At 70.7% G+C, this 25,909-nt stretch carries 24 protein-coding genes; 11 read left to right on the forward strand and 13 right to left on the reverse strand.

The genetic code is table 11. The features are described from left to right. The first annotated feature begins 12 nt into the window (after positions 1-12). Positions 13-531, forward strand: a complete 519-nt coding sequence (locus ACFC51_RS15210; RefSeq protein ID WP_376528992.1) for a methylated-DNA--[protein]-cysteine S-methyltransferase — start codon at positions 13-15, stop codon at positions 529-531. A 53-nt stretch (positions 532-584) separates the two neighbouring features. Here ACFC51_RS15210 and ACFC51_RS15215 read toward each other — a convergent pair whose 3' ends face one another. Then, on the reverse strand, positions 585-1,169 hold the full coding sequence (locus tag ACFC51_RS15215) for a TMEM165/GDT1 family protein (RefSeq protein ID WP_376370323.1): 585 nt from the start codon (positions 1,167-1,169) through the stop codon (positions 585-587). Between the two features lie 317 nt (positions 1,170-1,486). Between ACFC51_RS15215 and ACFC51_RS15220 the strand changes: the two genes are divergently transcribed. Both ACFC51_RS15220 and ACFC51_RS15225 read left to right on the forward strand, forming a co-directional pair. Next, positions 1,487-1,897, forward strand: coding sequence for a (2Fe-2S) ferredoxin domain-containing protein (locus tag ACFC51_RS15220; protein ID WP_376528995.1), 411 nt, complete (start codon positions 1,487-1,489; stop codon positions 1,895-1,897). Continuing rightward, complete coding sequence (locus ACFC51_RS15225) at positions 1,894-2,784, forward strand: family 16 glycosylhydrolase (protein WP_376370319.1); 891 nt, start codon at positions 1,894-1,896, stop codon at positions 2,782-2,784. Before ACFC51_RS15220 ends, ACFC51_RS15225 begins: the two co-directional genes overlap by 4 nt. A gap of 16 nt (positions 2,785-2,800) precedes the next feature. Here the strand turns inward: ACFC51_RS15225 and ACFC51_RS15230 are convergent, their stop codons facing one another. Continuing rightward, positions 2,801-3,529 carry an NAD-dependent deacetylase gene (locus ACFC51_RS15230; protein ID WP_376370318.1) on the reverse strand — a complete coding sequence of 243 codons (729 nt, stop codon included), beginning with the start codon at positions 3,527-3,529 and terminating at the stop codon, positions 2,801-2,803. Positions 3,530-3,599: 70 nt separating this feature from the next. Between ACFC51_RS15230 and ACFC51_RS15235 the strand changes: the two genes are divergently transcribed. Beyond that, entirely contained in the window at positions 3,600-3,800 is a 201-nt protein-coding gene (locus ACFC51_RS15235) for a type II toxin-antitoxin system VapB family antitoxin (RefSeq protein ID WP_376370316.1), read from the forward strand. A gap of 4 nt (positions 3,801-3,804) precedes the next feature. Here the strand turns inward: ACFC51_RS15235 and ACFC51_RS15240 are convergent, their stop codons facing one another. Next, a complete protein-coding gene (locus ACFC51_RS15240; protein ID WP_376370314.1) occupies positions 3,805-4,299 on the reverse strand; it encodes an NUDIX domain-containing protein in 495 nt (164 codons plus the stop codon). Between the two features lie 131 nt (positions 4,300-4,430). Here ACFC51_RS15240 and ACFC51_RS15245 point away from each other — a divergent pair, with 131 nt between their 5' ends. Then, on the forward strand, positions 4,431-5,546 hold the full coding sequence (locus ACFC51_RS15245) for a glycerate kinase (RefSeq protein WP_376528996.1): 1,116 nt from the start codon (positions 4,431-4,433) through the stop codon (positions 5,544-5,546). Between the two features lie 53 nt (positions 5,547-5,599). On the opposite strand, the gene ACFC51_RS15250 is transcribed toward ACFC51_RS15245, so the two are convergent. Next, the gene (locus ACFC51_RS15250) at positions 5,600-6,355 is read right to left on the reverse strand and encodes a PucR family transcriptional regulator (RefSeq protein WP_376370310.1); all 756 of its coding nucleotides are present in this window, start codon (positions 6,353-6,355) and stop codon (positions 5,600-5,602) included. Positions 6,356-6,538: 183 nt separating this feature from the next. Between ACFC51_RS15250 and ACFC51_RS15255 the strand changes: the two genes are divergently transcribed. The 5 genes from ACFC51_RS15255 to ACFC51_RS15275 are packed head-to-tail and all read left to right on the forward strand — an operon-like array spanning position 6,539 to position 11,372. Beyond that, positions 6,539-7,336, forward strand: coding sequence for an ABC transporter ATP-binding protein (locus ACFC51_RS15255; RefSeq protein ID WP_376370308.1), 798 nt, complete (start codon positions 6,539-6,541; stop codon positions 7,334-7,336). Continuing rightward, on the forward strand, positions 7,324-8,109 hold the full coding sequence (locus ACFC51_RS15260) for an ABC transporter ATP-binding protein (protein WP_376528998.1): 786 nt from the start codon (positions 7,324-7,326) through the stop codon (positions 8,107-8,109). Before ACFC51_RS15255 ends, ACFC51_RS15260 begins: the two co-directional genes overlap by 13 nt. After that, positions 8,106-8,996 (forward strand): branched-chain amino acid ABC transporter permease, encoded by an 891-nt coding sequence (locus tag ACFC51_RS15265; RefSeq protein ID WP_376529000.1) that lies wholly within the window; start codon positions 8,106-8,108, stop codon positions 8,994-8,996. The genes ACFC51_RS15260 and ACFC51_RS15265 overlap by 4 nt, the downstream gene beginning before the upstream one ends. After that, positions 8,989-10,116 carry a branched-chain amino acid ABC transporter permease gene (locus ACFC51_RS15270; RefSeq protein ID WP_376370303.1) on the forward strand — a complete coding sequence of 376 codons (1,128 nt, stop codon included), beginning with the start codon at positions 8,989-8,991 and terminating at the stop codon, positions 10,114-10,116. Before ACFC51_RS15265 ends, ACFC51_RS15270 begins: the two co-directional genes overlap by 8 nt. Continuing rightward, positions 10,113-11,372 (forward strand): ABC transporter substrate-binding protein, encoded by a 1,260-nt coding sequence (locus tag ACFC51_RS15275; protein ID WP_376529003.1) that lies wholly within the window; start codon positions 10,113-10,115, stop codon positions 11,370-11,372. Before ACFC51_RS15270 ends, ACFC51_RS15275 begins: the two co-directional genes overlap by 4 nt. A gap of 58 nt (positions 11,373-11,430) precedes the next feature. On the opposite strand, the gene ACFC51_RS15280 is transcribed toward ACFC51_RS15275, so the two are convergent. Next, a complete protein-coding gene (locus tag ACFC51_RS15280; RefSeq protein ID WP_376529005.1) occupies positions 11,431-13,797 on the reverse strand; it encodes a discoidin domain-containing protein in 2,367 nt (788 codons plus the stop codon). Between the two features lie 283 nt (positions 13,798-14,080). Here ACFC51_RS15280 and ACFC51_RS15285 point away from each other — a divergent pair, with 283 nt between their 5' ends. Further along, a complete protein-coding gene (locus ACFC51_RS15285) occupies positions 14,081-15,451 on the forward strand; it encodes a glycoside hydrolase family 5 protein (RefSeq protein ID WP_376529007.1) in 1,371 nt (456 codons plus the stop codon). Positions 15,452-15,565: 114 nt separating this feature from the next. On the opposite strand, the gene ACFC51_RS15290 is transcribed toward ACFC51_RS15285, so the two are convergent. From ACFC51_RS15290 to ccrA, 8 genes are all read right to left on the reverse strand, one after another. Beyond that, positions 15,566-17,704 carry a PP2C family protein-serine/threonine phosphatase gene (locus tag ACFC51_RS15290; protein WP_376370295.1) on the reverse strand — a complete coding sequence of 713 codons (2,139 nt, stop codon included), beginning with the start codon at positions 17,702-17,704 and terminating at the stop codon, positions 15,566-15,568. Between the two features lie 215 nt (positions 17,705-17,919). Continuing rightward, positions 17,920-18,738, reverse strand: a complete 819-nt coding sequence (pssA, locus tag ACFC51_RS15295; protein ID WP_014049394.1) for a CDP-diacylglycerol--serine O-phosphatidyltransferase — start codon at positions 18,736-18,738, stop codon at positions 17,920-17,922. 22 nt (positions 18,739-18,760) lie between these two features. After that, positions 18,761-19,408 (reverse strand): phosphatidylserine decarboxylase, encoded by a 648-nt coding sequence (locus tag ACFC51_RS15300; RefSeq protein ID WP_376370293.1) that lies wholly within the window; start codon positions 19,406-19,408, stop codon positions 18,761-18,763. A gap of 182 nt (positions 19,409-19,590) precedes the next feature. Further along, positions 19,591-20,796: an acyl-CoA dehydrogenase family protein gene (locus tag ACFC51_RS15305; RefSeq protein WP_376370291.1), complete on the reverse strand. Its 1,206-nt coding sequence runs from the start codon at positions 20,794-20,796 to the stop codon at positions 19,591-19,593. Positions 20,797-20,798: 2 nt separating this feature from the next. Next, positions 20,799-21,326, reverse strand: coding sequence for a MaoC family dehydratase (locus ACFC51_RS15310; protein ID WP_376370289.1), 528 nt, complete (start codon positions 21,324-21,326; stop codon positions 20,799-20,801). A gap of 1 nt (position 21,327) precedes the next feature. Beyond that, the gene (locus tag ACFC51_RS15315) at positions 21,328-22,293 is read right to left on the reverse strand and encodes a CoA ester lyase (RefSeq protein WP_073748756.1); all 966 of its coding nucleotides are present in this window, start codon (positions 22,291-22,293) and stop codon (positions 21,328-21,330) included. Continuing rightward, positions 22,290-24,302 carry a protein meaA gene (locus tag ACFC51_RS15320; protein WP_376529010.1) on the reverse strand — a complete coding sequence of 671 codons (2,013 nt, stop codon included), beginning with the start codon at positions 24,300-24,302 and terminating at the stop codon, positions 22,290-22,292. Before ACFC51_RS15320 ends, ACFC51_RS15315 begins: the two co-directional genes overlap by 4 nt. Positions 24,303-24,310: 8 nt before the next feature. Next, positions 24,311-25,648 (reverse strand): crotonyl-CoA carboxylase/reductase, encoded by a 1,338-nt coding sequence (gene ccrA, locus ACFC51_RS15325; protein ID WP_376370285.1) that lies wholly within the window; start codon positions 25,646-25,648, stop codon positions 24,311-24,313. Positions 25,649-25,909: the final 261 nt, after the last annotated feature.

The raw sequence follows: 25,909 nt of genomic DNA on the forward strand, positions 1-25,909 counted from the left end.
GGACGAGAAACCATGACCACCGCATCCACGGTGACCAGGCAGTACACGGTCATCGACAGCCCGTACGGGGACCTCACCCTGGTCGCGACGGACGGAGTGCTGTCCGGTCTGTACATGACCGGGCAACGGCACCGCCCGCCGGAGGAGACCTTCGGCGTACCCGACCCGGGGCCCTTCCGGGAGGCCGCCCGGCAGCTCGACGCCTACTTCGGGGGCGCGCTGACGGAGTTCGACCTGCCGCTGCGCCTGGAGGGCACCCCCTTCCAGCGGTCCGTCTGGGCCGAGCTCGTACGGATCCCGTACGGCGAGACCTGCTCCTACGGCGAACTGGCCGACCGCCTCGGGAAGCCCGGCGCCTCCCGCGCGGTGGGCCTGGCCAACGGGAAGAACCCGGTGGGGATCATCGTTCCCTGCCACCGGGTCGTCGGAGCCTCGGGGAGCCTGACCGGGTACGGCGGCGGGCTCGACCGCAAGCAGCGCCTCCTGGCCTTCGAGGGGGCTGCGCAGGACGAGGTGCCCGCCCTGTTCTGAGCGGGGACGGACGGGGCCGGGCGGCCGGCCCCGTCACGCGTCGCGGCGTCGGCTCAGCCCGCGAAGATCTCGACGACCGACCAGATCGCGAGACCCAGCATGCAGAGACCGCCGATGCGCTGCACCGTCTTCAGCGGCACCCGCTTCGCGATGAACCGTCCGGCCAGGAGGGCCAGCGCGGAGACCGACATCAGGGCGATGGCCGAACCGATCGCCGTCGACCAGGCACCGTTGCTCGCGGCGAGGTTCGCGGTGGTGATCTGGGTCAGGTCGCCCCACTCACTGATGAAGACCGCCATGAACGCGGTCGAGTAGACCGGCCAGAAGCCGGTGACGGTCTTGATCTCCTCGTCCTCGTCGTCGTCACCGCCGCCACTGCGCAGCAGCATGAACGCGCCGAACGCGAAGAGGACGGCGGAGACCAGCTTGACGATCCAGTCGGGCAGCAGGCCGATCAGCCCGCCCGCCCCGACCGCGATGGCGACGTGCACGATGAACGCGGACGACGTACCGAACCAGACGTAGAGCGGGCGCATGCGCGTGCCCATGGCCAGTGAGGCGAACATCGTCTTGTCGGGGAGCTCCGCGAGGAAGATCAGCCCGAAGGCGGTGAGGATCGCCAGGGGGTCGAGATGCATTCCGGGTGGCTTTCTGTGAGAGCCGGGCCCCGGGTCTTCCGCGAAGTGCCACAGGGGCTTTTTCGGAGGACCACTCGGCCCGGCATGACGGCAGCGCCCGCAGGACGCGGGCGTGTCATACCTGACCGAAGGTCTCGCCCACCCGTAAGGATCTACGAGCCCGGCCACCGGGAACCCGAAGGCTCCAGTGTGTCGACGACCGGTTTGCGGGGCTACTCCCCTTCGCAGCCGTCAACACTACCCCACCCGCCCTGCCGGCCGGCGGCTCGGTACAGTCCTACGGTGATCATCCGCGCCGTCCCCGGGAGTGCACCCGCATGAGCCGCCGACCTCGCAAGGCCGCCGCGGCCGGGCCCTCCCGGCCCACGGTCAGCGTCTGCCGGGGCTGCTGCTGCGGCACCCCGAAGATCCCCGGAGTCGACCACGCCGGGCAGCTCGCTCAGCTGCGGCGGTCCCTCGACGGAGCCGCGGCCGTCCGCGCGGTGGAGTGCCTGGACGCCTGCGACCACGGCAACGTCATCGTCGTGCAGCCCTCCGCCGAGGGCCGCCGCGCGGGCGGCCGCCCCGTCTGGCTCGGCCTGGTCAACGACCCGCACGCCGTCGCCGACATCGCCACGTGGGCGGCGGACGGCGGGCCCGGTCTCGCGGACCCGCCGGAGATCCTGGACCTGTACGCCTTCAGCCCCTCGCGCCGGATCCGGGCCGGCCTGGACGGCGAAGGGGCGTGAAGGGCCGGGCACGCGGTGCGAGCCCGGCCGCGTACCGCTGGACCCGCGTGGCACTCGTGCTCGCGCTCGGCGCACTGCTGGGCGGATGCGGGTCCGCTCCCGGATCCGCCGCTCCTTCCGCGGCCGGGGACGAGCCGTTCTGGCAGGCCGAGTTCGACGGGTCCGCGGGCACCCGGCCCCCGGAAGGGTCGTGGACGACCGAGACCGGGAACCGGGACGCCGAGGGCTGGGGCAACAACGAGCTGCAGTACTACACGGACGAGCCGGCCAACTCCGCCCTCGACGGCGCCGGCCACCTCGTGATCTCGGCCAGGCCCGCCCCCGCCGGGTCCGATCTGCCCTGCCACACGCAGGAGTTCTGCCCCTGGACGTCGGCCCGCCTGACCACGGAGGGCAAGGTCGCGCTCACGCACGGACGCGTGGAGGTCCGCGCGAAGCTGCCCACCGGCACCGGGCTGCTGCCGGCGATCTGGATGCTGGGCGACAACGGCGTCGAGTGGCCCGGACAGGGGGAGATCGACATCTGCGAGGTGGTCGGCGGGGAACCGCGCACGGTGTACGGAACCGCGCACGGGCCGACCTACTTCAACGAGAACGGGATCGGCGGCTCCGCCCCCCTCGCGGCCGACGCGTCGGAAGGGTTCCACACCTACGCGGTCGACAAGCGACCGCGCCGCATCACCTGGTCCGTCGACGGGGAGCCCTACTTCACGCTGACCCCGGCGGAGCTGCCGTCACCGCGTGACTGGGTCTTCGAACAGGACATGCACCTGGTGCTCAACGTCGCCGTCGGGGGCGACTGGCCCGGGTCTCCCGACACCTCGACGCCGTCCCCCGCGTCGATGACCGTCGACCACGTGCGTTTCTACGGCACCGGCCACGCGTGACGCGCGGCAAGGCACTTCATCCCCGGTCCGTGGCGAGCCGCTCCAGCAGCGCGGGCAGCGCCGTCCCGATGGGTTCGCGGACGGTCTCCTCGGCCAGTTCGTCGTAGGGCGTCGGCTCGGCGTTCACGACGACGAGCCGTGCGCCGTGCTCCACCGCGATCCCCGCCAGCGAGGCGGCGGGCTGCACCTGGAGCGTCGTACCCACGGCGACGAACACCTGGCACGCCTTGGTGATGGCCATGGCGTCGGCGAGCACCTGCGGATCCAGGCGCTCGCCGAACATCACCGTCGCCGGCTTCAGGATCCCGCCGCAGACCGTGCACGGCGGGTCCGTCTCGCCCGCGTCGAGGCGGGCCAGCGCGTCCGCCATCGCCGACCGGGCGTGGCACCGGGTGCAGACCACCTCGTGTGCGGTGCCGTGCAGCTCCACCACCTTGCGGGCGGAGAGCCCCGCCCGCTGGTGCAGCCCGTCGATGTTCTGCGTGAGGACCCGGACCGGGACACCGGACCGTTCGAGCGCGGCCACCGCGCGATGGGCGGCGTTCGGCTCGGCGCCCCTTGCCGCCGCGTCGCGGCGCATCAGCCAGGACCGGCGGCGGATCTCCGGATCGGCCATGTAGAAGTCGTAGGTGACGAGCTTCTCCGCCTCCGGGTCCTTCCGCCAGAGGCCCTGGGGCCCGCGGTAGTCGGGGATGCCGGAGTCCGTGGAGATGCCGGCGCCGCTGAGGATCGCGACGAGAGTCATGGCCCGAGCCTACGGACGGCCCGGTCCCGCCGCGATGACATTTCCGCGGGCACCCCCTAGGGTCCACGCCATGGCCACAGTGAACGTCAGTCTGGACGCGGAACTCGTCGTGGAGGTCATGGTGCTCGCGGGGGTCGGGAACCCGCAGGACGCCGTCGAACTCGTCGTGCGCGACTACATCGCGCGCGGCCACCGCACCGAGGCACGGGCCGCCGCGCAGGACGACGCGCGGCGGGAGGCCGAGGCCAGGCCGCAGGACCCCCAGGGCTGACCCCTCAGGCCGGGACCCTGACGCCGTCCTCCAGCTCGGCCGCACCCGCGCCGGAGTCCAGCACCTCCAGCGCCGCCGAGACACGCCGCCGGAGGCGATCCGGCAGATGGGCGCCGAGGTCGGCGCGGTCCACCAGCCGCCAGGAAAGGAGCTCCTCCTCCTGGAGCCGGATCGCGTCGAACCGCTCCTGGGCCAGCACACCCCCGTCGTAGAGCCAGGCGACCAGGGGCGGGCGGTCCTCGCCGCGCACCCAGTCCACCGCGAGCAGCCGGCCCGGCGCGAGGTCGAGGCCGATCTCCTCCAGCGTCTCGCGGCGGGCGCCCTGCCGGGGGCTCTCACCGTCGCCCGACTCGACGGTGCCGCCGGGAAGCGCCCAGCCCTCCCGGTAGTTCGGCTCGACGAGCAGGACCCGGCCACGCCCGTCCCTGATCAGGGTGGCGGCCCCGGCCAGCACACGGGGAAGGCCTGCGATGTACGTGGCGTAGTCAGAGGTGGTCACGGGGGCAGCGTAGGCGGCGCGGACGTGGTTTCGGACAGCCATGGGCAGATCAGGGGTGGTCCGGATAGGGTCGGGGCGGCGCGACTGCCTGTTCGAAAGCAAAGGGATACAAGGTGACGGACGGAGCAGTGATGGAGACCCCCCACGTGCTCGTGGCGGCGGACAAGTTCAAGGGCTCGCTGACGGCCGTGGAGGTCGCCGAGCGTGTGACGGCCGGACTCCGGCGCGTCGTCCCCGGGCTGAGGGTCGAGACCCTGCCCGTCGCGGACGGCGGCGACGGCACGGTCGCGGCGGCGGTGGCCGCCGGATTCGAGCGCCGCGAGGCGCGGGTGACCGGCCCGCTCGGGACGCCGGTGAACGCGGCGTACGCGGTGCGTGACACCACCGCCGTGGTCGAGATGGCCGAGGCCTCGGGCCTCCAGCACCTGCCCGCGGGGGAGTTCGCCCCGCTGACGGCGACCACGTACGGCTCCGGGGAGCTGCTGGCGGCCGCACTCGACGCGGGCGCCCGGACGATCGTGTTCGGCGTCGGCGGAAGCGCGACGACCGACGGGGGCGCGGGCATGCTGGCCGCGCTCGGAGCGCGCTTCCTGGACGGCGACGGCAAGCCCGTCGCTCCCGGCGGCGCCGCGCTCGCTGAGCTCGCCGAGGCCGACCTGTCGGGGCTCGACCCCCGGCTCGCCGACATCGACCTGATCCTCGCCAGCGACGTGGACAACCCCCTGACCGGCCCGAAGGGCGCCCCGGAGGTCTACGGGCGGCAGAAGGGGGCCACCGAGGACGACATCGCCGTCCTCGACGCGGCGCTCGCCCACTACGCGTCCGTGCTGGGGCCCGAGACCGCCGAGCTGCCCGGAGCGGGCGCCGCCGGAGGCATCGGCTACGGCGCGCTGGTCGCGCTGGGCGCCCGCTTCCGGCCCGGGATCGAGGTCATGCTCGACGTCCTGGGTTTCGCCCCCGCGCTGGCCCGCGCCACGCTCGTCGTCACCGGGGAGGGCTCGCTCGACGAGCAGACCCTGCACGGCAAGGCCCCCGCAGGGGTCGCCGCCGCGGCGCGCACCGCGGGCGTGGAGGCCGTCGCCGTGTGCGGACGCCTCGCCCTGCCGCCGGAGGCGCTGGGCAGGGCCGGCATCCGCCGTGCCTACGCCCTGACGGACCTGGAGCCGGACCCCGCCGTCTGCATGGCGCAGGCCGGGCCCCTGCTGGAACGCGCGGCCGAGGCGATCGCCCGCGACTTCCTGTCCTGACGCACCACCGTGAGGGGGAGCCCGGCGGGTTCCCCCTCACGACCGGCATCCCGTCATGGCTGCGGTGCCGTCAGCCTCCACGCGTCCAGCGCCAGCATCATCTCGACCAGTTCCCGCGGCCGTGACAGCGACCGCGAGGTCAGCCGCTCCAGCCGGCGCAGCCGGTTGAGCACCGTGTTGCGGTGGCAGTACAGCCTCCCCGCGGCCCTCCCCGCCGAGCCCCCGCACTCCAGCCACGCCTCCAGCGTGCGCACCAGCAGCGCCCGGTCCGCCGGGTCCAGGGCCAGCAGCGGGCCGAGGACTCCCGTGACCAGCCGTGCCGACAGCTCCGGCTGGCTCACCACGAGCGCCGTGGGCAGCCGCTCCTCCAGCCGCACGATCTCCGTCGTGCCCGGCGCACACGTCAGCAGAGCCACCTCCGCCAGCCGGCGCGCGGCCCCCAGCCCGGCCAGACCGTCCGCCACCGGGCCGATCCCTCCGGGGCCCGGGCACCACCGCGCCAGCAGCCCGGTGAGCACCGCCGGATCCCGGTCACCCAGGGCGACGACGACGACCTCCCGGTCCGCCCGTCTCCGCCGGAGGAACCGCAGGCCCTCGGCCTCCATGGCCACGCCCGCCGGCGCGCCCCCGCCCGGCCGCAGCACCGCCACCGCGTAGCGGCCCTGCTCCGGAAGGCCCAGACCTCGCGCCGCGTGCGCCGCGAGGCCGGGCTCCGACCGGTCCTCCAGCAGGGCGTCGAGCAGTGCACGGCCCCGCTCGTCGCCGCGCCGCCGCATGTCTTCGCTCCGTTCCGGAGCCGAGCCGCTCATGGCTGGTGAGGATGCCACCGGCCGCGCCGGGGACGACAGGCCATCACCTCCCTCTGTGCGCGCGCACAACGGGGGCCCTCGAAGACTGGTCACCCGCAGCGAGTGCGCCCCGGGCCGTGGACGCGCGCCGCGCCCGCTGCTGGTCTGTGGCACCACGACGACCAGTCGGAAGGAGGAGGACGCATGGCAACGCTCGAGATCCGCGAACTGTCCGTGGGCTACGGCCCGGTACGGGCACTGCGCGACGTCTCCGTCGACGTGCCGGCCGGCGCGATCACCGCTGTACTCGGTGGCAACGGCGCCGGTAAGACCACGCTGCTGCGGGCCGTGTCGCGGACCCTCGGCTTCCACCGCGGGACGGGCACGGGCACCATCCGCTTCGACGGCCGCCCCCTGGACGGGCTCCGCCCCGCCCAGGTGGTGGCGGCGGGAGTGATCCAGGTGCCGGAAGGGCGACAGGTGTTCGCCCGGATGACGGTGGCGGACAATCTGCGGGCGGGTGCCCTCGGGGCGCGCGGCGGGCGCAAGGCCGCAGCCGACGCACTCCGGCGCGTACACGAACTGTTCCCGGTGCTCTCCCAGCGCGCACACCAGCGCGCCGGACTGCTGTCCGGGGGCGAACAGCAGATGCTGGCGATGGGCCGCGCCCTGATGGCCGGGCCCCGCCTGCTGCTGCTCGACGAGCCGTCCCTCGGCCTCGCGCCCCTGATGGCAGCGAAGATCGCCGAGACGATCCAGGAGATCAACGCGGGCGGCACCTCCGTCATGCTCGTCGAGCAGAACGCGGCCATCGCGCTGCGGCTCGCCTCCACGGCGTACGTCCTGGACGTCGGCGAGGTCGCCCTCGACGGCCCGGCCGACGAGCTCGCCGCCTCCGACGAGGTACGCCGCCGCTACCTCGGCGTCGTCGACGAGACGGCCGCCGAGGACGCCGCACAGGCGGAAGGCACCACCCGCACCCTGAGCAGGTGGTCGGCGTGACGGCCACCCCGGCACCCCTCGCCGTGCGCGACGTGACCGTACGCTTCGCCGGACTCACCGCCCTCGACGCGGTGTCCTTCACCGTCGAACCGGGGAGCGTGCACGCGGTCATCGGACCCAACGGCGCGGGCAAGTCCACCACCTTCAACGTGCTCTCCGGCGTCTACCGCGCCACCTCGGGCAGCGTGCACCTCGGCGACACCGAACTCACCGGCCTCGCCCCGCACCGGATCGCCGACCTCGGCGTGGCCCGCACCTTCCAGAACCTGGCCCTGCCACCGCACGCCACCGTCGCCGAGAGCCTGATGCTCGGCCGCCACCGGCTCACCCGCGCCGGATTCGTGGCCGCCGGGCTCAGGTTGCCCTCCGCCACCCGTGAGGCGCGGCTGCACCTCGAACGCGTGCGGGAGATCGCCGGGTTCATCGGCCTGGAGAAGGAACTCGACTTCCCCGCAGGTGCCCTCCCGTACGGCAAGCAGAAGCTCGTCGAGCTCGGCCGCGCCCTGTGCATGGAGCCCGAGATCCTGCTCCTGGACGAACCCGTCGCGGGGATGACCGCCGACGAGCGCCGCCGCACCGCGGCCGTCGTCGCCGGCGTGCGCGACAGCCTCGGCATCTCGATCGTCATGGTCGAACACGACATGGGGGTGGTGATGCGGCTCGCGGACGCCGTGACCGTACTCGACTTCGGACGCAGGATCGCGGGGGGCACACCCGCCGAGGTGCAGAACGACCCGGCCGTCGTGCAGGCCTACCTGGGGGCACAGGAATGACCACCTTCATCGAACTCCTCCTCGGCGGACTGTCCATCGGCTCGGTCTACGCACTGATCGCCCTCGGCTTCGTCGTCATCTTCAAGGCGACCGAGGTCGTCAACTTCGCCCACGCCTCCCTGCTGCTCGCCGGCGGGTACGTCACCGCCGTGCTCCACGACGACATCGGCTTCTGGCCGGCGCTCGGCGTCGGGATCGCCGGAGCGGCCGTCGTCGGCTCGGCGGTCGAGTTCTTCGTGATGCGCCGCTACCGGGGGAGCGACCAGAGCGTCCTGGCCATCGTCACCATCGGGGTCGACATCCTCCTCACCACCGAACTCACCCGGCGCATGGGGACGGACGTCATGGCCCTGGGCGACCCGTGGGGCGACGAGGTCGTCACGATCGGCGGCGTCACCCTCGCCGAGACCCGCATCGCGGCCTTCCTCGTCGCGGGGCTGCTGATCACCGTGTTCCTGCTCGCCTTCCGCTTCACCTCGTGGGGCGTGTCGATGCGGGCGGCGGCCGAGAACCCGCAGACCGCCGCCCTGATGGGCATCCGGCTCGGGCGGGTCTCGCTCTCCGCCTGGGCGGTCGCGGGAGCCCTCGCCGCGGTCGCCGCGCTCTTCCTCACGGTGTTCCCGACCCCCGGCCTCGAACGGGCCACCTCGCTCGCGGCGCTCAAGGCGTTCCCCGCCGCGATCCTCGGCGGCCTCGACTCGACGACCGGGGCGCTCGTCGGCGGACTGCTGGTCGGTGTCACCGAATCGCTCGCCACCGGCTACCAGAGCGACCTGTCCTTCCTCGGACGCGGCATCGGTGACCTCGCGCCGTACCTGGTGATGGTGGTCGTCCTGCTCGTCCGGCCGGCGGGACTCTTCGGTACGAAGGAGCTGTCCCGTGTCTGAAGCCACCAAGGACGTCACCGCGCCCGCCCCCGCGGGGGCCCCGCCCGTCACCGGAACGCCCCTCGCCGGCCGGCTGCGCCGTCCCGCTCCCTACCTCTGGCTGGCCGGCTCGGTCCTGCTGCTCCTGTTCCCGTTCTACCTGGACCGGTTCTGGCTCCAGGCCGGACTGTTCGCGATGGCTGCCGCGATCGGCGCCATCGGGCTCAACCTGCTCACCGGCTCCACCGGGCAGCTCTCCATGGGGCACGCCTTCTTCCTCGCGGTGGGCGCGTACGGCTACTGCATCCTGGCGGGCGGGAGCAGCACGGAGAACGGGCACACCCTCACCGGCCTCGGCCTTCCCACCTGGCTCGCGGCGATCCTCGCCGTGCTCCTGGCAGGGGCCGCCGGCGGGCTCTTCAGCCCCATCGCGGGCCGGCTCAGCGGGGCCTACCTCGGGATCGCCACGCTCGCGCTGATCTTCATCGGCCAGCACGTGCTCTTCAACGCCGGCTCGCTCACCGGCGGCTTCAACGGACGGCCGGTCCCGCCGCTCTCGCTGTTCGGGTTCACCTTCGACGACGCCGAGGTGGTCGTCGCGGCGGTGCCCTTCCAGTCGTCCGAGAAGCTCTGGTACCTGGCGCTCGCCGCCCTCCTGGCCGGCGGGCTCTTCGCCCGCGGGGTGCTGCGCGGCCGTCCCGGCCGCGCGCTGAACGCCATCCGGGACCACCGGATCGCCGCAGGTGTGATGGGGGTGCCGGTCGCCAGGTACCGGGCCGGCGTCTTCGTCCTGTCCTCCATGTACGCGGGCCTCGCGGGCGTCCTGCTCGCGCTGGTCTTCCAGCGGACCGTGCCGGAGTACTTCGGCATGATCCTGTCCCTCGAATACCTCGCCATGATCGTCATCGGCGGGCTGGGCAGCGTCGCGGGAGCCGTCATCGGCGCCGCGTTCGTGTCGCTGCTCCCTCAGGTGCTCACCCACTACAGCGACTCCCTCCCCCTGGTGTCCGCCCCTGGTACGGGCGGCATCGCACCGGGCGAGGCGTCCCGCTATCTGTACGGCGCCGCGGTCGTCGCGGTCGTCCTGTTCCTGCCCGGCGGCATTGCGCGTCTGAAGAATCCAGGGGAGAAGAAGAAATGAAGCCACGTGTTGCAGGAGCCGTCGTCGCGGCTCTCACCCTCACCCTCACCCTCGCGGGATGCAGCGGGAAGGCGAAGCCGTCGGACGACGGTGCCGCCGACAAGAACGGCGTGAAGGCCGGGGAGGGGGTCACCGACTCGAAGATCACCCTCGGGGCCCTCACCGACATGACCGGGGTGTACGCCTCGCTCGGCAAGAGCGTCACCCAGGCCCAGCAGCTCTGGGTGAAGGAGACCAACGCGGCCGGCGGCATCTGCGACCGGCAGATCGAACTCACCGTCCGTGACCACGCGTACGACCCCCAGAAGGCGATCGGCGCCTATACCGAGCTGGAACCGAACGTGCTGGGCTTCACCCAGTTCATCGGTTCCCCGTTCGTCGCCGCGGTCGAGTCGCGCATCGACGGACAGGACAAGGGCATCGTCCTGCCGCAGGCATGGTCGGCGAACCTCGTCGGGTCCAAGTACGTCCGCGTCATCGGCGCCACCTACGACGTCGAGACGATCAACCTGATCGACTTCCTGCTGGACGAGAAGCGCATCGCCGAGGGCGACAAGATCGGTCACGTCTACTTCGAGGGCGACTACGGCGAGAACGCCCTGGCCGGCTCGGAGCACGCGGCGAAGGAGGCGGGCCTGACCGTCGTCGAGCAGAAGATCAAGCCGACCGACAACGACATGACCGCCCAGGTCTCCGCGCTCAAGCAGGCCGGGGTGAAGGCGATCGTCATCAGCGCCGGACCGCGCCAGGCCGCCTCGCTGGTCGGTGTGGCCGCGGCCACCGGGTTCGACGTCCCGGTGGTGGGCAACAACTCGGCGTACGCCCCGCAGCTCCTGGCCACCCAGGCGGGCCCGGCCCTGCAGAAGGACTACTACATCGGGTCCTCCACGCTGCCCATCGGCGACTCGGCCGCCGGCCCGTCGAAGCTCGCCAAGGCCTACGCGGCCCAGTACCCCAAGGACGGTCTCGACAACGGCGTCATCGCCGGGTACAACGCGGCGTCCGTCTTCGGCGAGGCGCTGAAGAAGGCCTGCGAGTCGAAGGACCTCACCCGTGAGGGCGTCGACAAGGCCCTTCTCACCATCAAGGACTTCGGCGGCGACTTCGGGATCTCGCACGACTTCACCGACCCGGCGGCGCCCTCCACCAAGGAGACCGTCATCATGAAGCCGGACGCCAAGAGCCCCGGCGGCCTCAAGGTGGTCCGCCAGGCGGAGGTGGCCCCGGCCGCGGAGTCCTTCTCGCCCCAGCCCTGATCTCCCCGCACAGGGACGGGCCCGGCCGTGCAGGCCGGGCCCGTCGTCGTGTGGTCGGTCAGCTGGTGTAGGCCTCCAGCTCGGACAACTGGCCCGCCGGCCAGCCGGTGTTCGCGGTGAACGTCAGCCGCAGGTAGCGGACCGGCGTCCCCGTCAGCGTCACCGTCGCCGTGTTGCCGCTCGACGGGTTGAAGGTGTACCCGGCGGACGACTTCAGCGTGCTGTACGCCGCGTTGTCGGTGCTGCCCGTGACGCCGATCGTCTGGGTACGGGTCGCCCAGGCCGCGGCAGGCGGCAGTTTGAGCACCAGCCGCTTGACCGCCTTGGCGGCACCGAGGTCCACGGTGACGGACTGCGGGAAGGCGTTGTTGCGGCTCTCCCAGTAGCTGTTGGCGTTGCCGTCGACCGCGTTGCCGGCGCCGTACACGTCGGCGTGGCTCGTCTCGGTCACCGGACGCCCCTGGGCGAGGTTGCCCGTCTCCTCGGGCGGATCGGTCGGGTCGGTCGGGTCCGTCGGGTCGGTCGGGTCGGTGGGGCCACCGCCTCCCGGGACCCCGCCGTTGGTCCACACCGGGGCAGGCCAGACACCGGTGCAGGCGGGCGGATTCGCGTACCAGCCCGAGTTCCCGGTGCCCTGGGTGATCTGGAAGCCGCTCCCGACACAGTTGTGGATCGGGTTGGACTGGGCGATGTGGGTGGCGACGACCTTGTTGAACGAGGCCGTGCCCGGGGCCTGGATCTGCAGGGCGTACGTGCCCGCGCCGTCGATCTTGATGTTGTCGAAGTGCAGCCCGTTGCTCGCGCCCTCGATCAGATGGATCGCGGCGTAGGAGCTGTCCAGGATCTCGCTGTCGGTGATGTTGACGGTGGCGTTGTTGATCGGCTCGTTGAGTCCGCTGAACCAGATCGCGCCGACGCCGAACTGCCAGTTGAAGTCGTTGTTCCCGGTCCGGATCAGGGTGTTGCGAGCAGCGGTGTGCGTACCCGAGACGGCCGTCCCCTGGCCCGAGTTGACGCCCGGGTAGCGGTTGGCGATGTGCAGCCCGCCGCCGTTGGTGATGGTGTCCGACATGACGTTGTCGGAGATGGTGATGTCCTTGCCGCCGTACGTGACGATGTTGTTGGCGAGGATCGGCAGGATCACCGTGTTGAACGTGAACTTGTTCTTCACGTTCGGGACGTTCTCCGCCCACATGGCCAGTCCGTCGTCACCGGTGTTGCGGACGAAGGTGTTGGTCACCGTGGAGTTCGTGACGCCGTAGTGGAAGTTCACGCCGTCGGCGGTCTGGTCCAGGATGCGGCTGTTCTTGATGGTGAAGTTGTCCATGGGGCCGTCCATCCAGGCGCCGCACTTGGTGTGCTGCATCCAGACGTTGTCGACGACCGAGTTGGACATGGCCCCGCCGATGGCGTTGACCTGGTCGTTGTCCACCCGCTCGCGGATGTCGCCCATGATGGCGAAGTCCTTGAGGGTGACGTTGCTGCTGCCGCCCTGCGCCGAGTACTTCCCGTAGACCCCGACCGCCTTGCTGCGGTCCGTGGGGTGACGCCCGGTCAGCACGCTGTACCAGGGACCGGCGCCGCGCAGGGTGACCTTGTCGACGACGATGTGGTCCTGGACCTTGAAGGTGCCCTGCGGGATGTACACCTCCTTGCCCTGGGTGCGCCCCGCGTCCACCGCGGCCTGGATCTTCGCCGTGGAGTCCGCAGCCCCTGTCGGGTCGGCGCCGAAGTCGCCCACCACGTCCAGCGCGCCCGACGGCTTGCCGACCGGCGCGCCGACCTGCTCGAAGTCGGCCAGGTCGATGGTGAACGACGGCGAGGCCGCGGTGGAGGTCACCTGGAGCCGGATCTTCGTCCCCGCGGCCAGGGTGGACCCGAACATCGTCCGGGTCTCGTCGTAGAAGTGGTGCGGGTTGGTGTCGCCCGGGCTGTTGTTGAAGGGGTAACCCCCGTAGTACCAGCCGTACTTCGACGTCACCGGCACGCTCTTGAGCGAGCTGCCGTTGACCCGCAGGTCGAGCGAGGCGTCCCGGCCCGTCCCGGCCGCGTTGTCCGGCAGCGAGTAGCGGAAGGTCATCGCGTTCGCGGGGGCGGTGAGCGTGAACTCGACGTACTCCCCGGCGGCGTCGAGGGTGACCGCCTGGCGGCCCGACGCCTCGGAGGGCAGGGAGCCGTACAGCCGGTTCGGACCGATCAGCGAGCCGTTGGTGGCGGCGTACTCGGCCTCCTGTTCCTTGAACGGGACGGTGGCGCCCCGCCCGGCTATGCCGACGGGTGACGGCGCAGGGACCGCGGCGGCCTGGGCGGGGGGAGCGCCGGCCAGCACGAACGTCGCGGCGGTGCCCGCCGCGACGAGTGCGAGGGAGAGGGATGCGGACAGGGAGCGTCTGAGAAGGCGTGGTCGAGACAGTGGTGGGGTCACGTGTGAGTCGTCCTTGCGGCTCGAGGGGCACTTCGGACGCCCCACAGGCTAGGAGCACGCCAGTAAAGAAGTCCACGGTGCTGCGCAAGATTTCGTCTTCATCGCTCAAATAAATGACTCAACTGCGGGAATAGCGAGCGGCCTGGAGGGGCATACGTTTTCAAGAAGTGAACGTTGTCATGTCCATTGACAGCCGTTCCGTGGCCCTGGCTTCATGTGAGCAACGAAGTGGGAGCGCTCCCATTCCTATGGCCCGCCTCACCCCCATGAAAGGCGACAACGGATGAAGCCACGGACGAGAAGACGACTGGGCAGGGTGCTCGCCGCCGCAGTCACCGCGACCGCTCTGCTGATGACACTGTCCGGCCCGGTCGCCGCACGGGAAGCACCGGCTGCCGCGGCGGGCGGGCGGGCTGCGGCGACGACCGCCGCCGCCGGCACCGACTGGCTGCACACCGAGGGCAACCGGATCGTCGACGCGCAGGGCCACCGCGTCTGGCTCACCGGTGTCAACTGGTTCGGCTTCAACGCCTCCGAACGGGTCTTCCACGGGCTCTGGTCCGCCAACCTGGACACGGTCACCCGGCAGATGGCGGAGCGCGGCATCAACATCGTCCGCGTGCCGATCTCCACCCAGCTCCTGCTCGAGTGGAAGAACGGGCAGGCGGCGCCCTCCAGCGCGGTCAACACCTGGGCCAACCCCGAACTGGCGGGCAAGACGACCCTGGGGGTCTTCGACGCCTTCCTCGCCGTGGCGGAGAAGTACGGCATCAAGGTCATGCTGGACGTGCACAGCGCGGAGGCCGACAACTCCGGCCACGTGTACCCGGTCTGGTGGAAGGGCTCGATCACCCCCGAGCAGTTCTACAGCGCCTGGGAGTGGGTGACCGCGCGCTACAAGGCCAACGACACGCTCGTGGCGATGGACGTCAAGAACGAGCCGCACGGCAAGCAGTCCGAAAGCCCTCGCGCCAAGTGGGACGGCTCCACGGACCAGGACAACTTCAAGTACACCTGCGAGACCGCGGGCAAGCGGATCCTCGCGATCAACCCGCAGGTCCTCGTCCTGTGCGAAGGCATCGAGATCTACCCCAAGAACGGTGCGAACTGGTCCTCCACCTCGGCCGCCGACTACCACGGCATGTGGTGGGGCGGGAACCTGCGCGGGGCGAAGGACCACCCGGTCGACCTGGGTGCCCAGCAGGACCAGCTGGTCTACTCGCCGCACGACTACGGACCGCTGGTCTACCAGCAGCCCTGGTTCCAGGGCGAGTGGAACCGCACCACGCTGGAGCGCGACGTCTGGGACCCCAACTGGCTCTACCTCCACAAGAACGGCACCGCACCGCTGCTCATCGGTGAGTGGGGAGGGCACCTCGACAACGGGCCCAACCAGAAGTGGATGACGGCCCTGCGGGATCTGATCGTGGAGAACGGCATCCACCAGACCTTCTGGTGCCTCAACCCGAACTCCGGTGACACCGGAGGCCTGCTGGGCTACGACTGGGCGACCTGGGACGAGGCCAAGTACGCGATGCTCAAGCCCGCGCTCTGGCAGTCGGGCGGGAAGTTCGTGAGCCTCGACCACGAGGTGAGGCTCGGCGGCCCCGCGAGCACCACCGGCATCAGCCTGGCCGACCTCTACGGCGGCTGATCCCGGCACGCCCGCCGCATCACCCCCGAACGCCCTGGGGTGCCGATGAAACCCCACCGCCTCGGCACCCCAGGGCTCTCCACCTCTCCGCACCCGGAAGGGCGCCGGACACCGTCAGGAGTCCGGCCGCAGGGCGTTGATGAGGAGCAGGGCGATGTCGTCGGTGCCCGGCGTGGCCCGTTTCGCGTACCGCACGAGCGTGTCGGCGACGGACTCCATGTCCTGGTCGAGGGCGAGGGCGAAGTGTGCGGCCAGCTCCGCGGCCGCGTCGTCGAACGCCACCCCCGGTGCCTCCACCAGCCCGTCGGTGAACAGCGCGAGCGCAGCACCGGGAGGGAGCGGCACATCGGTCGTCGGGTAGCGCGAGGCGGGATCGATGCCGAGGAGGAGACCGGGCGGCAGATCGAGGACCTCGGTCTGCCCGTCCGGCTGCCGCAGCAGCGGCGGGGGATGGCCGGCGGTGGCCATGCGCGCGCTGTGCCCGGCGAGGTCGAGGTGGATGTAGAGGCAGCTGGTGAAGAGCCCGGGGTCGAGATCGGTGAGCAGCCGGTTGGTACGGGCCAGGACCTCGTCCGGCGGTGCTCCCGCGGAGGCGTGCACGGCGGTGCGGACCTGTCCCATGAGCGCGGCGGCGTTCTCGTTGTGGCCCTGCACGTCTCCGATGGCCGCGGCGGCGGTGGTCGCGTCGAGCCGGATGAGGTCGTAGAAGTCCCCGCCGATGCCCATGCCCCGGGTCGACGGGAGGTAGCGGGCCGCGACGTCCAGGCCGTCGACGCGGGGGAGCGTCTGGGGCAGCAGATGGGCCTGGAGGCTGCGCGCGAGCCGGTCCTTGGTGTCGTAGAGCCGGGCACGGTCCAGGGCCTGGGCGAGCAGCCCCGCGATCGATGTCAGCAGGGCGCGTTCCTCGGGGTCGAAGGGGTGCGGCTGGTCGTAGGCGAGGACCAGCGAGCCCACCGGGTGCCCGGAGACGATCAGCGGGAGGAAGGCACAGGCGGAGACCGCCTTGCGCAGGCCCGCCGAGGGATAGGCCCGCTCCAGCTCGGTGAAGGTGGGGTAGAAGTCCGGGATGCCCGTCGTCAGCACGTGTGCGGCGGGGGTCGCCGACGTCAGCGGGGCGCCGTCGAAGCGGTCCATGAGCGCGGGGTGGGTGCCCCGGCGGCCCTCGACCCTCAGCCGCCCCTCCGTGGACGTCATGACGACGAGCGTCTGGATGCGGAAGGCCGGCATCAGCTGGTCGCCCGCCAGGCCGATCACGTCCTGGGTGCCGACGGCCTCCGTGAGCGTCGCCGCCAGATGCATCAGGTGGTAGAGCGCGGTGGCCCGGCTGGGCACGTCCGAGGTCGGCGGGAGCCGGGGCGGCGGCGCATTCGCGGGGCCGGGCCGCGGGGTGGGCAGGATCCGGACGCTGATCCCGGTGGCGCTCGGGAACAGGTGGAAGGCCAGCCACCGGTCCGGTGGCCGCAGCACGGTGAAAGACGTCTGCTGGCGGCCGATGACGGCGGCCCGGTAGTAGTCCTCGACGACCGGGTTGTTCAGCCAGGGGAGCGACACCCAGGGCAGGGTGCCCAGCACCTCCCCGGCGCCGGCCCCCAGGAGATCCGCGGCGGCCTCGTTGAGATAGGTGACCCTTCCGTCGAGGGCCAGGGCGCAGCTTCCGCCGGGCAGCCGGTGGAGGAATTCCGCGGCGGCGGCGGCCTCGGACGGTTCCGGCCGGGGCGGGTCCGGCGGGAGCAGCACGCGCGGCTGGCTCCCGGGCCGGACCGGATAGCCGCTGCCCTCGGCCTGCTGCAGGAGCATCCCGATGCCGTGGCACCCGCCCAGCATGGCGGCACGCTCCGCGGCGGACAGCTGTGAGGAGTGGGAGCCCGGCCACAGCAGCACGAGGCCACCCCGGTCGGTGGTGCCCGTCCGGATGGGGGCGGCGCCCATGGCGAACTGGTACGGCAGGACGAGCGCGGGGCGCGGGTACCGGCGGGCCAGTTCCTCCTGGCTGCCGAGCCAGATCAGGCAGCGCAGCCGTACGGCGTCCGCCACCGGGATCGGAGCCGAAAGCGGCACCCGGGTCCAGGGGGCGGCCAGCTGGGCCGGGACCCCGATGAGGACGGCCAGGTGGAGCGTGCCGTCGTGTTCCGACTGGAGGTACAGCATCGCCACGGACGCGCCGGTCTCCCGTACGACGTGGGCCACGGCGCTGTCCAGCAGCTCCGTGCCCGACCCCGTGACGGTGACGGACTCCTCCGCATGGTCGTGCACGCTCTCCAGCGTCCCCCGCGACGGGCGGCAGCGCACCCTCTGCAGGCCGTGAGCGGGCCAGGGGCGGCCCGGGAGGCCAGGTGCTTGCCGCGGAGGCGCACCGGGGCCCCTGTCGCCGCACGCGCGAGGGCGGCCCGCACACGCTGTCCGCGCACGCGCGAGGGCCCGGACGCTGGGGAGCGTCCGGGCCCTCGTCGCACTCTGTCCGAGCCTGGTTACGGGAGCTGTGCCGCCCGTGCCTCGCGCCGGTTGTCGCGGAAGGTGTTCACCCGCCGTGCCGTGGCGAAGAGCGGGATCACCGCCCCCAGGACGACCTGCAGGGCGCAGCCGGTCTGAAGGAGCAGCTGGCCGCCGGGGGCGTCGAACGCCCACGCGGCGAGGAGCCCCATCGCGGCCACGATCCAGCTGAGCATCGCCACCGCGAGGACTCCCCGCGGCTTCGGGTACTCGACCCGGCTGACCATCAGCCACGCCACTCCGATGATCGCGAGCAGCGTCGGCACGAAGGGCAGCTCCAGGAGCACGATCGAAACGACCGTCAGCGCTCCGAAGGGGCTCGGCATGCCCTGGAACATGCCGTCCTTCAAGGTCACACACGAGAACCGCGCAAGCCTGAGCACCACCGCCAGCAGCACCACGATGGCCGCGAGCGCCGACACCCGCTGGTGGGCGTCGTCCGCGACCATCCCGTACACCAGGACGAAGTACGCCGGGGCGAGGCCGAAGCTGATGAGGTCGGAGAGGTTGTCCAGCTCCGCCCCCATCGGCGACGAACGCAGCTTGCGCGCCACGAGGCCGTCGAAGAGGTCGAACACGGCGGCCATGAGCATCAGGATCACCGCGGTCGCCGCGGAGTGCCTGGCCATGCCCGACTCGTCGCTGCCCGTGAGGTGCGGGATGAGGATCCCCGTGGTGGTGAAGTATACCGCCATGAAACCGCACGTGGCGTTACCGAGCGTGAGCGTGTCCGCTATCGACAGCCGCATCGAGAGCGGCATGTCCTCGGCGTCGTCCTGCTCCTCCGCCTCGGGCACCCAGCTCGCCTGGGTATCGGGATCAATCACGGTCAATTCGAGTCACCCCCGCGGTCGTGGCCTGGCCGACCTCGACCGCGACGTCGACACCTTCCGGAAGGTAGATGTCCACGCGCGAGCCGAAGCGGATCAGACCGATGCGTTCGCCCTGCTCCACCTTCGTGCCCTGCGGGATGTAGGGGACGATGCGACGGGCGACCGCTCCCGCGATCTGCACCATCTCGATGTCGCCGAGCTCGGTGTCGAAGTGCCAGACAACGCGCTCGTTGTTCTCGCTCTCCTTGTTGAACGCCGGGACGAACCCGCCCGGAATGTGCTCGACCGAGGTCACCGTGCCGGACAGGGGCGCCCGGTTCACGTGCACGTTCAGCGGGCTCATGAAGATCGCGACGCGAGTGCGCCCGTCCTTCCACGGCATGATGCTCTGCACCACTCCGTCGGCCGGCGAGATGACGCGACCCTGGGTGATCTCGCGCTCGGGGTCGCGGAAGAACCAGAGCATGCCCGCCGCGAGCGCGGTGGTGGGCACGGCCACGGCGGCCCAGCGTCCGGACTTGCGGGCCCGGGCGAGGCTGAGTGCCGCGGTGGCGACGGTCGGGAGGAGCCACGGCGATGCTCCGCGGGCGAGGCGGACCCCTCCGCGCGATGCAGGGATTTGGCTGTCGGGCATGGATGACCTTCGTAGCGGATGATGCCGCGCTGGCAACGGGGGGACGGCGGCTTTCCGGCGATGCTATCGGGTGCGAGCGGCAACTGGGCAAGCCAGCAGCCGAGTCGGACAGCTGAAAGGCTCCGGACAGGGGTGACCCGGTGTGATGTTCTTCGCCACCAAATCACCCCGTAAGGGACATTTCAGCCCTGGAGCCGGTACTCCTCGAGCAGCCGGCGACCGATGATCATTTTCTGGATCTCGGCGGTACCTTCACCGATCAGCAGCATCGGTGCCTCACGGTAGAGGCGCTCGATCTCGTACTCCTTGGAGAAGCCGTAGCCGCCGTGGATACGGAAGGCGTCCTCGACGACTTCCTTGCAGTACTCGGAGGCGAGGTACTTCGCCATCCCTGCCTCCAGGTCGTTCCGCTCCCCGGAGTCCTTTTTGCGAGCTGCGTTCACCATCATCGCATGCGCCGCTTCGACCTTGGTGGCCATTTCAGCCAGTTTGAACTGGATCGCCTGGTGCTGTGCGATCTGCTTTCCGAAGGTCTGGCGCTGCTGGGCGTAGGAAACACCGAGCTCGAACGCACGCTGCGCGACACCGCAGCCACGCGCGGCGACATTCACCCGCCCCACCTCGACACCGTCCATCATTTGGTAAAAACCTCGGCCGGTGGTGCCACCCAGCACACGATTGGCCGGAATGCGTAGTCCGTCCATGATGAGCTCGGTCGTGTCGACGCCCTTGTAGCCCATCTTGTCGATCTTCCCCGGGATCGTGAGACCGGGGCGGACCTCTCCGAAGCCCGCCTCCTTCTCGACCAGGAACGTCGTCATCGACTTGTGCGGGGCGGTCCCCTCGGGGTGGCCTTCGTCACTCCTGCACAGGACGGCGACGAGCGTCGACGTGCCGCCGTTCGTCAGCCACATCTTCTGGCCGTCGAGGACGTACTCGTCACCCTCCTTCACGCCCTTGGACGTGATCGCCGAGACGTCGGAACCCAGCGCCGGCTCGGACATCGAGAACGCGCCCCGCACCTCGCCCAGCGCCATCCGGGGCAGGAACGTGTCCTTCTGCTCCTGCGTGCCGTGCTGCTTGAGCATGTAGGCCACGATGAAGTGCGTGTTGATGATGCCCGACACGCTCATCCAGCCCCGGGCGATCTCCTCGACGCACAGCGCGTACGTGAGGAGCGACTCGCCCAGGCCGCCGTACTCCTCCGGGATCATCAGCCCGAACAGGCCGAGCTCCTTGAGTCCTTCGACGATCTCCGTCGGATACTCGTCCCGGTGCTCCAGCTGGGTCGCGACAGGAATGATCTCCTTGTCGACGAAATCACGGACCGTGGAGAGGATTTCCTGCTGGACGTCCGTCAGACCGGCGGTCTGCGCGAGTCGGCTCATGGCTACTTCTCCACGTTCTTGCTCGACGGTGACACGATCTCCGGGCGGCCGGGCTGCTCTCCGCCACGCTCCTTGATGTACGTCCCGGTGGGCACCATCACCTTGCGGCGGAACACGCAGACCAGCGTGCCGTCCTGCTTGTAGCCCTTCGTCTCCACGTGGACGATGCCGCGGTCGCTCTTGGACCTCGACGGCGTCTTGTCGAGCACGGTCGTCTCGCCGTAGATCGTGTCGCCGTGGAAGGTCGGCGCCACGTGCTTCAGCGACTCCACCTCCAGATTGGCGATCGCCTTTCCGGAGACGTCCGGCACCGACATGCCGAGAAGGAGCGAGTAGATGTAATTGCCCACGACGACGTTCTTCCCGAAATCCGTCGTCTTCTCGGCGTAGTTGCTGTCCATGTGCAGCGGGTGATGATTCATGGTCAGCAGGCAGAACAGGTGGTCGTCGTACTCCGTGACCGTCTTTCCCGGCCAGTGCTTGTAAACAGCACCGACCTCGAACTCCTCATAGGTGCGTCCGAACTGCATGTCAGGCCTCCGGGGCTTCGAACTTGGAGGTGCGCTGCATGCCGGCCGCGCGGCCCTTGCCCGCGATGACCAGGGCCATCTTGCGGCTGGCCTCGTCGATCATCTCGTCGCCGAGCATGGCCGAGCCCTTCTTGCCGCCCTCCTCGGAGGTGCACCAGTCGTAGGCGTCGAGGATGAGCTCGGCGTGGTCGTAGTCCTCCTGCGAGGGGGAGAAGACCTCGTTCGCCGCGTCGACCTGGCCCGGGTGCAGCACCCACTTGCCGTCGAAGCCCAGCGCCGCGGCCCGCCCGGCGACCTCGCGGTAGGCGTCCACGTCGCGGATCTGGAGGAACGGGCCGTCGATCGCCTGGAGGTCGTGCGTGCGGGCCGCCATCAGGATGCGCATCAGGATGTAGTGGTACGCGTCCGCCGGGTAACCGGGCGGCTGCTGGCCGACGACCAGGGTCTTCATGTTGATCGAGGCCATGAAGTCGGCCGGGCCGAAGATCAGGGTCTCCAGGCGGGGCGAGGCGGCGGCGATGTCGTCGATGTTCACCAGGCCCTTGGCGTTCTCGATCTGCGCCTCGATGCCGATGCGGCCCACCTCGAAGCCCATCGTCTTCTCGATCTGGGTCAGCAGCAGGTCCAGCGCGACGACCTGCTGGGCGTCCTGGACCTTCGGCAGCATGATGCAGTCGAGGTTCGGGCCGGCGCCCTCGACGACCGTGATGACGTCGCGGTAGGTCCAGTGCGTCGTCCAGTCGTTCACCCGCACGACCCGGGTCTTGCCCGTCCAGTCGCCGTTGTTGAGCGCGTCGACGATGTGGTGCCTCGCGCCCTCCTTGGCAAGCGGGGCGCAGGCGTCCTCCAGGTCCAGGAACACCTGGTCGGCGGGGAGGCCCTGGGCCTTCTCCAGGAACCGCGGGTTCGAGCCGGGCACCGCCAGACACGAGCGGCGGGGGCGCAGCCGGTTCACGGGCGTGGTCATGCGGGGACCTCCAGAGGGTCGAGCTTGTTCGCTTTCCGGATCTCGTCGACGATACGGCCGATGATCTCGGTGATGCCGAAGTCCTTCGGGGTGAAGACGGCGGCGACGCCGGCCGCGATGAGGGCGCGTGCGTCGGCCCCCGGGATGATGCCGCCGGCGATCACCGGGATGTCCGGCGCACCGGCGTCACGCAGCCGGTTCAGCACGTCCGGCACCAGCTCGGCGTGCGAGCCGGACAGGATGGACAGGCCGACGCAGTGCACGTCCTCGGCGAGCGCGGCGTCCGTGATCTGCTCGGGCGTCAGCCGGATGCCCTGGTAGACCACCTCGAAGCCGGCGTCCCTGGCCCGTACGGCGATCTGTTCGGCGCCGTTGGAGTGCCCGTCGAGGCCGGGCTTGCCGACCAGCAGCCGCAGCCGTCCCACGCCCAGGTCCCCGGCGGTGCGGGCCACCTTCTCGCGGACCACGGCGAGCGGGGTGCCGGGCTCGGCGGTGACCGCCACCGGGGCGGAGGAGACGCCCGTCGGTGCCCGGAACTCACCGAAGACGTCGCGCAGGGCCCAGGCCCACTCACCGGTGGTGACGCCCGCCCGGGCGCACTCGACGGTCGCCTCCATCATGTTCGCGGTGCCGGCCGCGGCCTTCTTCAGGGCCGTCAGCGCCTCGGTGGCGCGGGCCTCGTCGCGGTTGTCGCGCCACTCGTGCAGCGCGGCGACGACCCGTGCCTCGTTCTCGGGGTCCACCGTCATGATCGCCGCGTCCAGGTCGGCGGTCAGCGGGTTGGGCTCCGTCGTCCCGTAGATGTTGACGCCGACGATCTTCTCCTCGCCGGCCTCGATCCTCGCCCGCCGCGCGGCGTGCGAGGAGACGAGCTCCGACTTGAGGTATCCCGACTCGACGGCGGCCATCGCGCCGCCCATCTGCTGGATGCGGTCGATCTCCGCCAGGGACTCGGTGACCAGCTCCTCGACCTTGGCCTCGATCACGTGCGAACCGGCGAAGATGTCCTCGTACTCCAGCAGGTCGCTCTCGTGCGCGAGCACCTGCTGGATGCGGAGCGACCACTGCTGGTCCCAGGGACGCGGCAGGCCAAGCGCCTCGTTCCAGGCGGGCAGCTGCACGGCCCGGGCGCGCGCGTCCTTGGAGAGCGTGACGGCCAGCATCTCCAGGACGATGCGCTGGACGTTGTTCTCCGGCTGCGCCTCCGTCAGCCCCAGCGAGTTGACCTGTACGCCGTAGCGGAAGCGGCGCTGCTTCGGGTTCGCGATGCCGTACCGCTCCCGAGTGACCTGGTCCCAGATGCGGCCGAAGGCGCGCATCTTGCACATCTCCTCGATGAAGCGGACCCCCGCGTTCACGAAGAAGGAGATGCGTGCGACGACGTCCCCGAACCGCTCCTCGGGCACCTGCCCCGAGTCGCGCACGGCGTCGAGCACCGCGATGGCCGTCGACATGGCGTACGCGATCTCCTGGACCGGAGTGGCCCCCGCCTCCTGCAGGTGGTAGCTGCAGATGTTGATCGGGTTCCACTTCGGGATGCGGTTGACCGTGTACGTGATCATGTCGGTCGTCAGCCGCAGCGAGGGGCCAGGCGGGAAGACGTGCGTCCCCCGCGACAGGTACTCCTTCACGATGTCGTTCTGTGTCGTGCCCTGGAGCCTGTCGGGGTCCGCCCCCTGCTCCTCGGCGACCACCTGGTAGAGCGCCAGCAGCCACATCGCGGTGGCGTTGATCGTCATCGAGGTGTTCATCTGCTCCAGGGGGATGTCCTGGAACAGCCGCCGCATGTCACCGAGGTGCGAGACCGGCACGCCGACCCGGCCCACCTCGCCGCGGGCGAGGACGTGGTCGGGGTCGTACCCGGTCTGCGTGGGCAGATCGAAGGCGACCGACAGACCCGTCTGGCCCTTGGCGAGGTTGCGCCGGTACAGCTCGTTGGACGCCTCGGCCGTCGAGTGGCCGGCGTACGTCCGCATGAGCCACGGACGGTCCTTCTGACGTTCGGTCATGGTGGACCTCAGACGTTGCGGAAGCGGTTGATGGCGTCGATGTGCTGCTCGCGGAGCTCCGTGTCCCGCACACCCAGGCCCTCGCGGGGCGCCAGCGCGAGCACGCCGACCTTGCCCTGGTGGAGGTTGCGGTGCACGTCGTACGCGGCCTGGCCGGTGTCCTCCAGGGAGTAGACCTTGGAGAGCGTCGGGTGGATCTTCCCCTTGGCGATCAGGCGGTTGGCCTCCCACGCCTCGCGGTAGTTGGCGAAGTGGGAGCCGATGATCCGCTTGAGGGACATCCACAGGTAGCGGTTGTCGTACTCGTGCATGTAGCCCGAGGTGGAGGCGCAGGTCGTGATGGTGCCGCCCTTGCGGGTGACGTAGACCGAGGCGCCGAAGGTCTCGCGGCCCGGGTGCTCGAAGACGATGTCGATGTCCTCGCCGCCGGTGAACTCGCGGATGCGCTTGCCGAAGCGCTTCCACTCCTTCGGGTCCTGGGTGCGCTCGTCCTTCCAGAACTTGTAGCCTTCCGCGTTGCGGTCGATGACCGCCTCGGCGCCCATCGCCCGGCAGATCTCGGCCTTCTCCGGGCTGGAGACGACACAGATCGGGTTGGCGCCGCCGGCCAGCGCGAACTGCGTCGCGTAGGAGCCGAGTCCGCCGCTCGCGCCCCAGATCAGGACGTTGTCGCCCTGCTTCATGCCCGCGCCGTTGCGCGAGACGAGCTGGCGGTACGCGGTGGAGTTGACCAGGCCCGGCGATGCGGCCTCCTCCCAGCTGAGGTGCTTCGGCTTGGGCATCAGCTGGTTGGACTTGACGAGCGCGATCTCGGCCAGGCCGCCGAAGTTGGTCTCGAAGCCCCAGATGCGCTGCTCCGGGTCGAGCATCGTGTCGTTGTGGCCGTCGGAGGACTCCAGCTCGACCGAGAGGCAGTGCGCGACGACCTCGTCGCCCGGGTTCCAGGCGTTGACGCCCGGCCCGGTGCGCAGGACGACGCCCGCCAGGTCGGATCCGATGACGTGGTACGGCAGGTCGTGGCGCTTGCTGAGGTCGCTGAGCTTCCCGTAGCGCTCCAGGAAGCCGAAGGTCGAGACCGGCTCGAAGATCGAGGTCCAGACGGAGTTGTAGTTCACCGAGCTGGCCATGACCGCGACCAGGGCCTCGCCCGGTCCGAGCTCGGGCACCGGCACGTCCTCCACGTGGAGGGACTTGCGCGGGTCCTTGTCGCGGCTGGCGACTCCGGCGAACATCTCCGCCTCGTCCTTGTGCACGGTCACCGCGCGATACGACTCGGGGACGGACAGGGCCGCGAAGTCCGCGGCGGTGCTGTCCTGCGACTGGATCGCGTCCAGGATTTCCTTCACGGTGATGCCTCCGGCAGATCGGGTCTCCGGCGTCGGGGGAAACGCTCGGAGGACCCCTGTGGTCAGGGGAGCGGTGCGGTGTGGAGGTGTGCCGTCGGTTCGGCGGGCGGTGCTGTGTGCCTGCTCGGTGGAGCAGAAAGGTGTGCCTGTGACGCAGGCGCCCGGGCGCGCTGACACGTGGTCTGCGGGGACAGCCGGCGTACGAGAGATCTCTGCACGCCGGCCGCCCGGACGCCTTCAACGTATGGCACTCCGTGACAG

Origin of the sequence: Streptomyces sp. NPDC055962 (assembly GCF_042270185.1) — a bacterium.
Taxonomy (GTDB): Bacteria; Actinomycetota; Actinomycetes; order Streptomycetales; family Streptomycetaceae; genus Streptomyces.

Bases quoted from the DNA above. Each gene is read 5' to 3' on its own strand.
- ACFC51_RS15315 (WP_073748756.1), bottom strand. From the start codon at position 22,293: ATGACCACGCCCGTGAACCGGCTGCGCCCCCGCCGCTCGTGTCTGGCG.
- ACFC51_RS15245 (WP_376528996.1), top strand. From the start codon at position 4,431: ATGGAGACCCCCCACGTGCTCGTGGCGGCGGACAAGTTCAAGGGCTCG.
- ACFC51_RS15310 (WP_376370289.1), bottom strand. From the start codon at position 21,326: ATGCAGTTCGGACGCACCTATGAGGAGTTCGAGGTCGGTGCTGTTTAC.
- ACFC51_RS15285 (WP_376529007.1), top strand. From the start codon at position 14,081: ATGAAGCCACGGACGAGAAGACGACTGGGCAGGGTGCTCGCCGCCGCA.
- ACFC51_RS15215 (WP_376370323.1), bottom strand. From the start codon at position 1,169: ATGCATCTCGACCCCCTGGCGATCCTCACCGCCTTCGGGCTGATCTTC.
- ACFC51_RS15255 (WP_376370308.1), top strand. From the start codon at position 6,539: ATGGCAACGCTCGAGATCCGCGAACTGTCCGTGGGCTACGGCCCGGTA.
- ACFC51_RS15230 (WP_376370318.1), bottom strand. From the start codon at position 3,529: ATGACTCTCGTCGCGATCCTCAGCGGCGCCGGCATCTCCACGGACTCC.
- ACFC51_RS15250 (WP_376370310.1), bottom strand. From the start codon at position 6,355: ATGAGCGGCTCGGCTCCGGAACGGAGCGAAGACATGCGGCGGCGCGGC.
- ACFC51_RS15235 (WP_376370316.1), top strand. From the start codon at position 3,600: ATGGCCACAGTGAACGTCAGTCTGGACGCGGAACTCGTCGTGGAGGTC.
- ACFC51_RS15305 (WP_376370291.1), bottom strand. From the start codon at position 20,796: ATGAGCCGACTCGCGCAGACCGCCGGTCTGACGGACGTCCAGCAGGAA.
- ACFC51_RS15320 (WP_376529010.1), bottom strand. From the start codon at position 24,302: ATGACCGAACGTCAGAAGGACCGTCCGTGGCTCATGCGGACGTACGCC.
- ACFC51_RS15210 (WP_376528992.1), top strand. From the start codon at position 13: ATGACCACCGCATCCACGGTGACCAGGCAGTACACGGTCATCGACAGC.
- ACFC51_RS15300 (WP_376370293.1), bottom strand. From the start codon at position 19,408: ATGCCCGACAGCCAAATCCCTGCATCGCGCGGAGGGGTCCGCCTCGCC.
- ACFC51_RS15220 (WP_376528995.1), top strand. From the start codon at position 1,487: ATGAGCCGCCGACCTCGCAAGGCCGCCGCGGCCGGGCCCTCCCGGCCC.
- ACFC51_RS15275 (WP_376529003.1), top strand. From the start codon at position 10,113: ATGAAGCCACGTGTTGCAGGAGCCGTCGTCGCGGCTCTCACCCTCACC.
- ACFC51_RS15265 (WP_376529000.1), top strand. From the start codon at position 8,106: ATGACCACCTTCATCGAACTCCTCCTCGGCGGACTGTCCATCGGCTCG.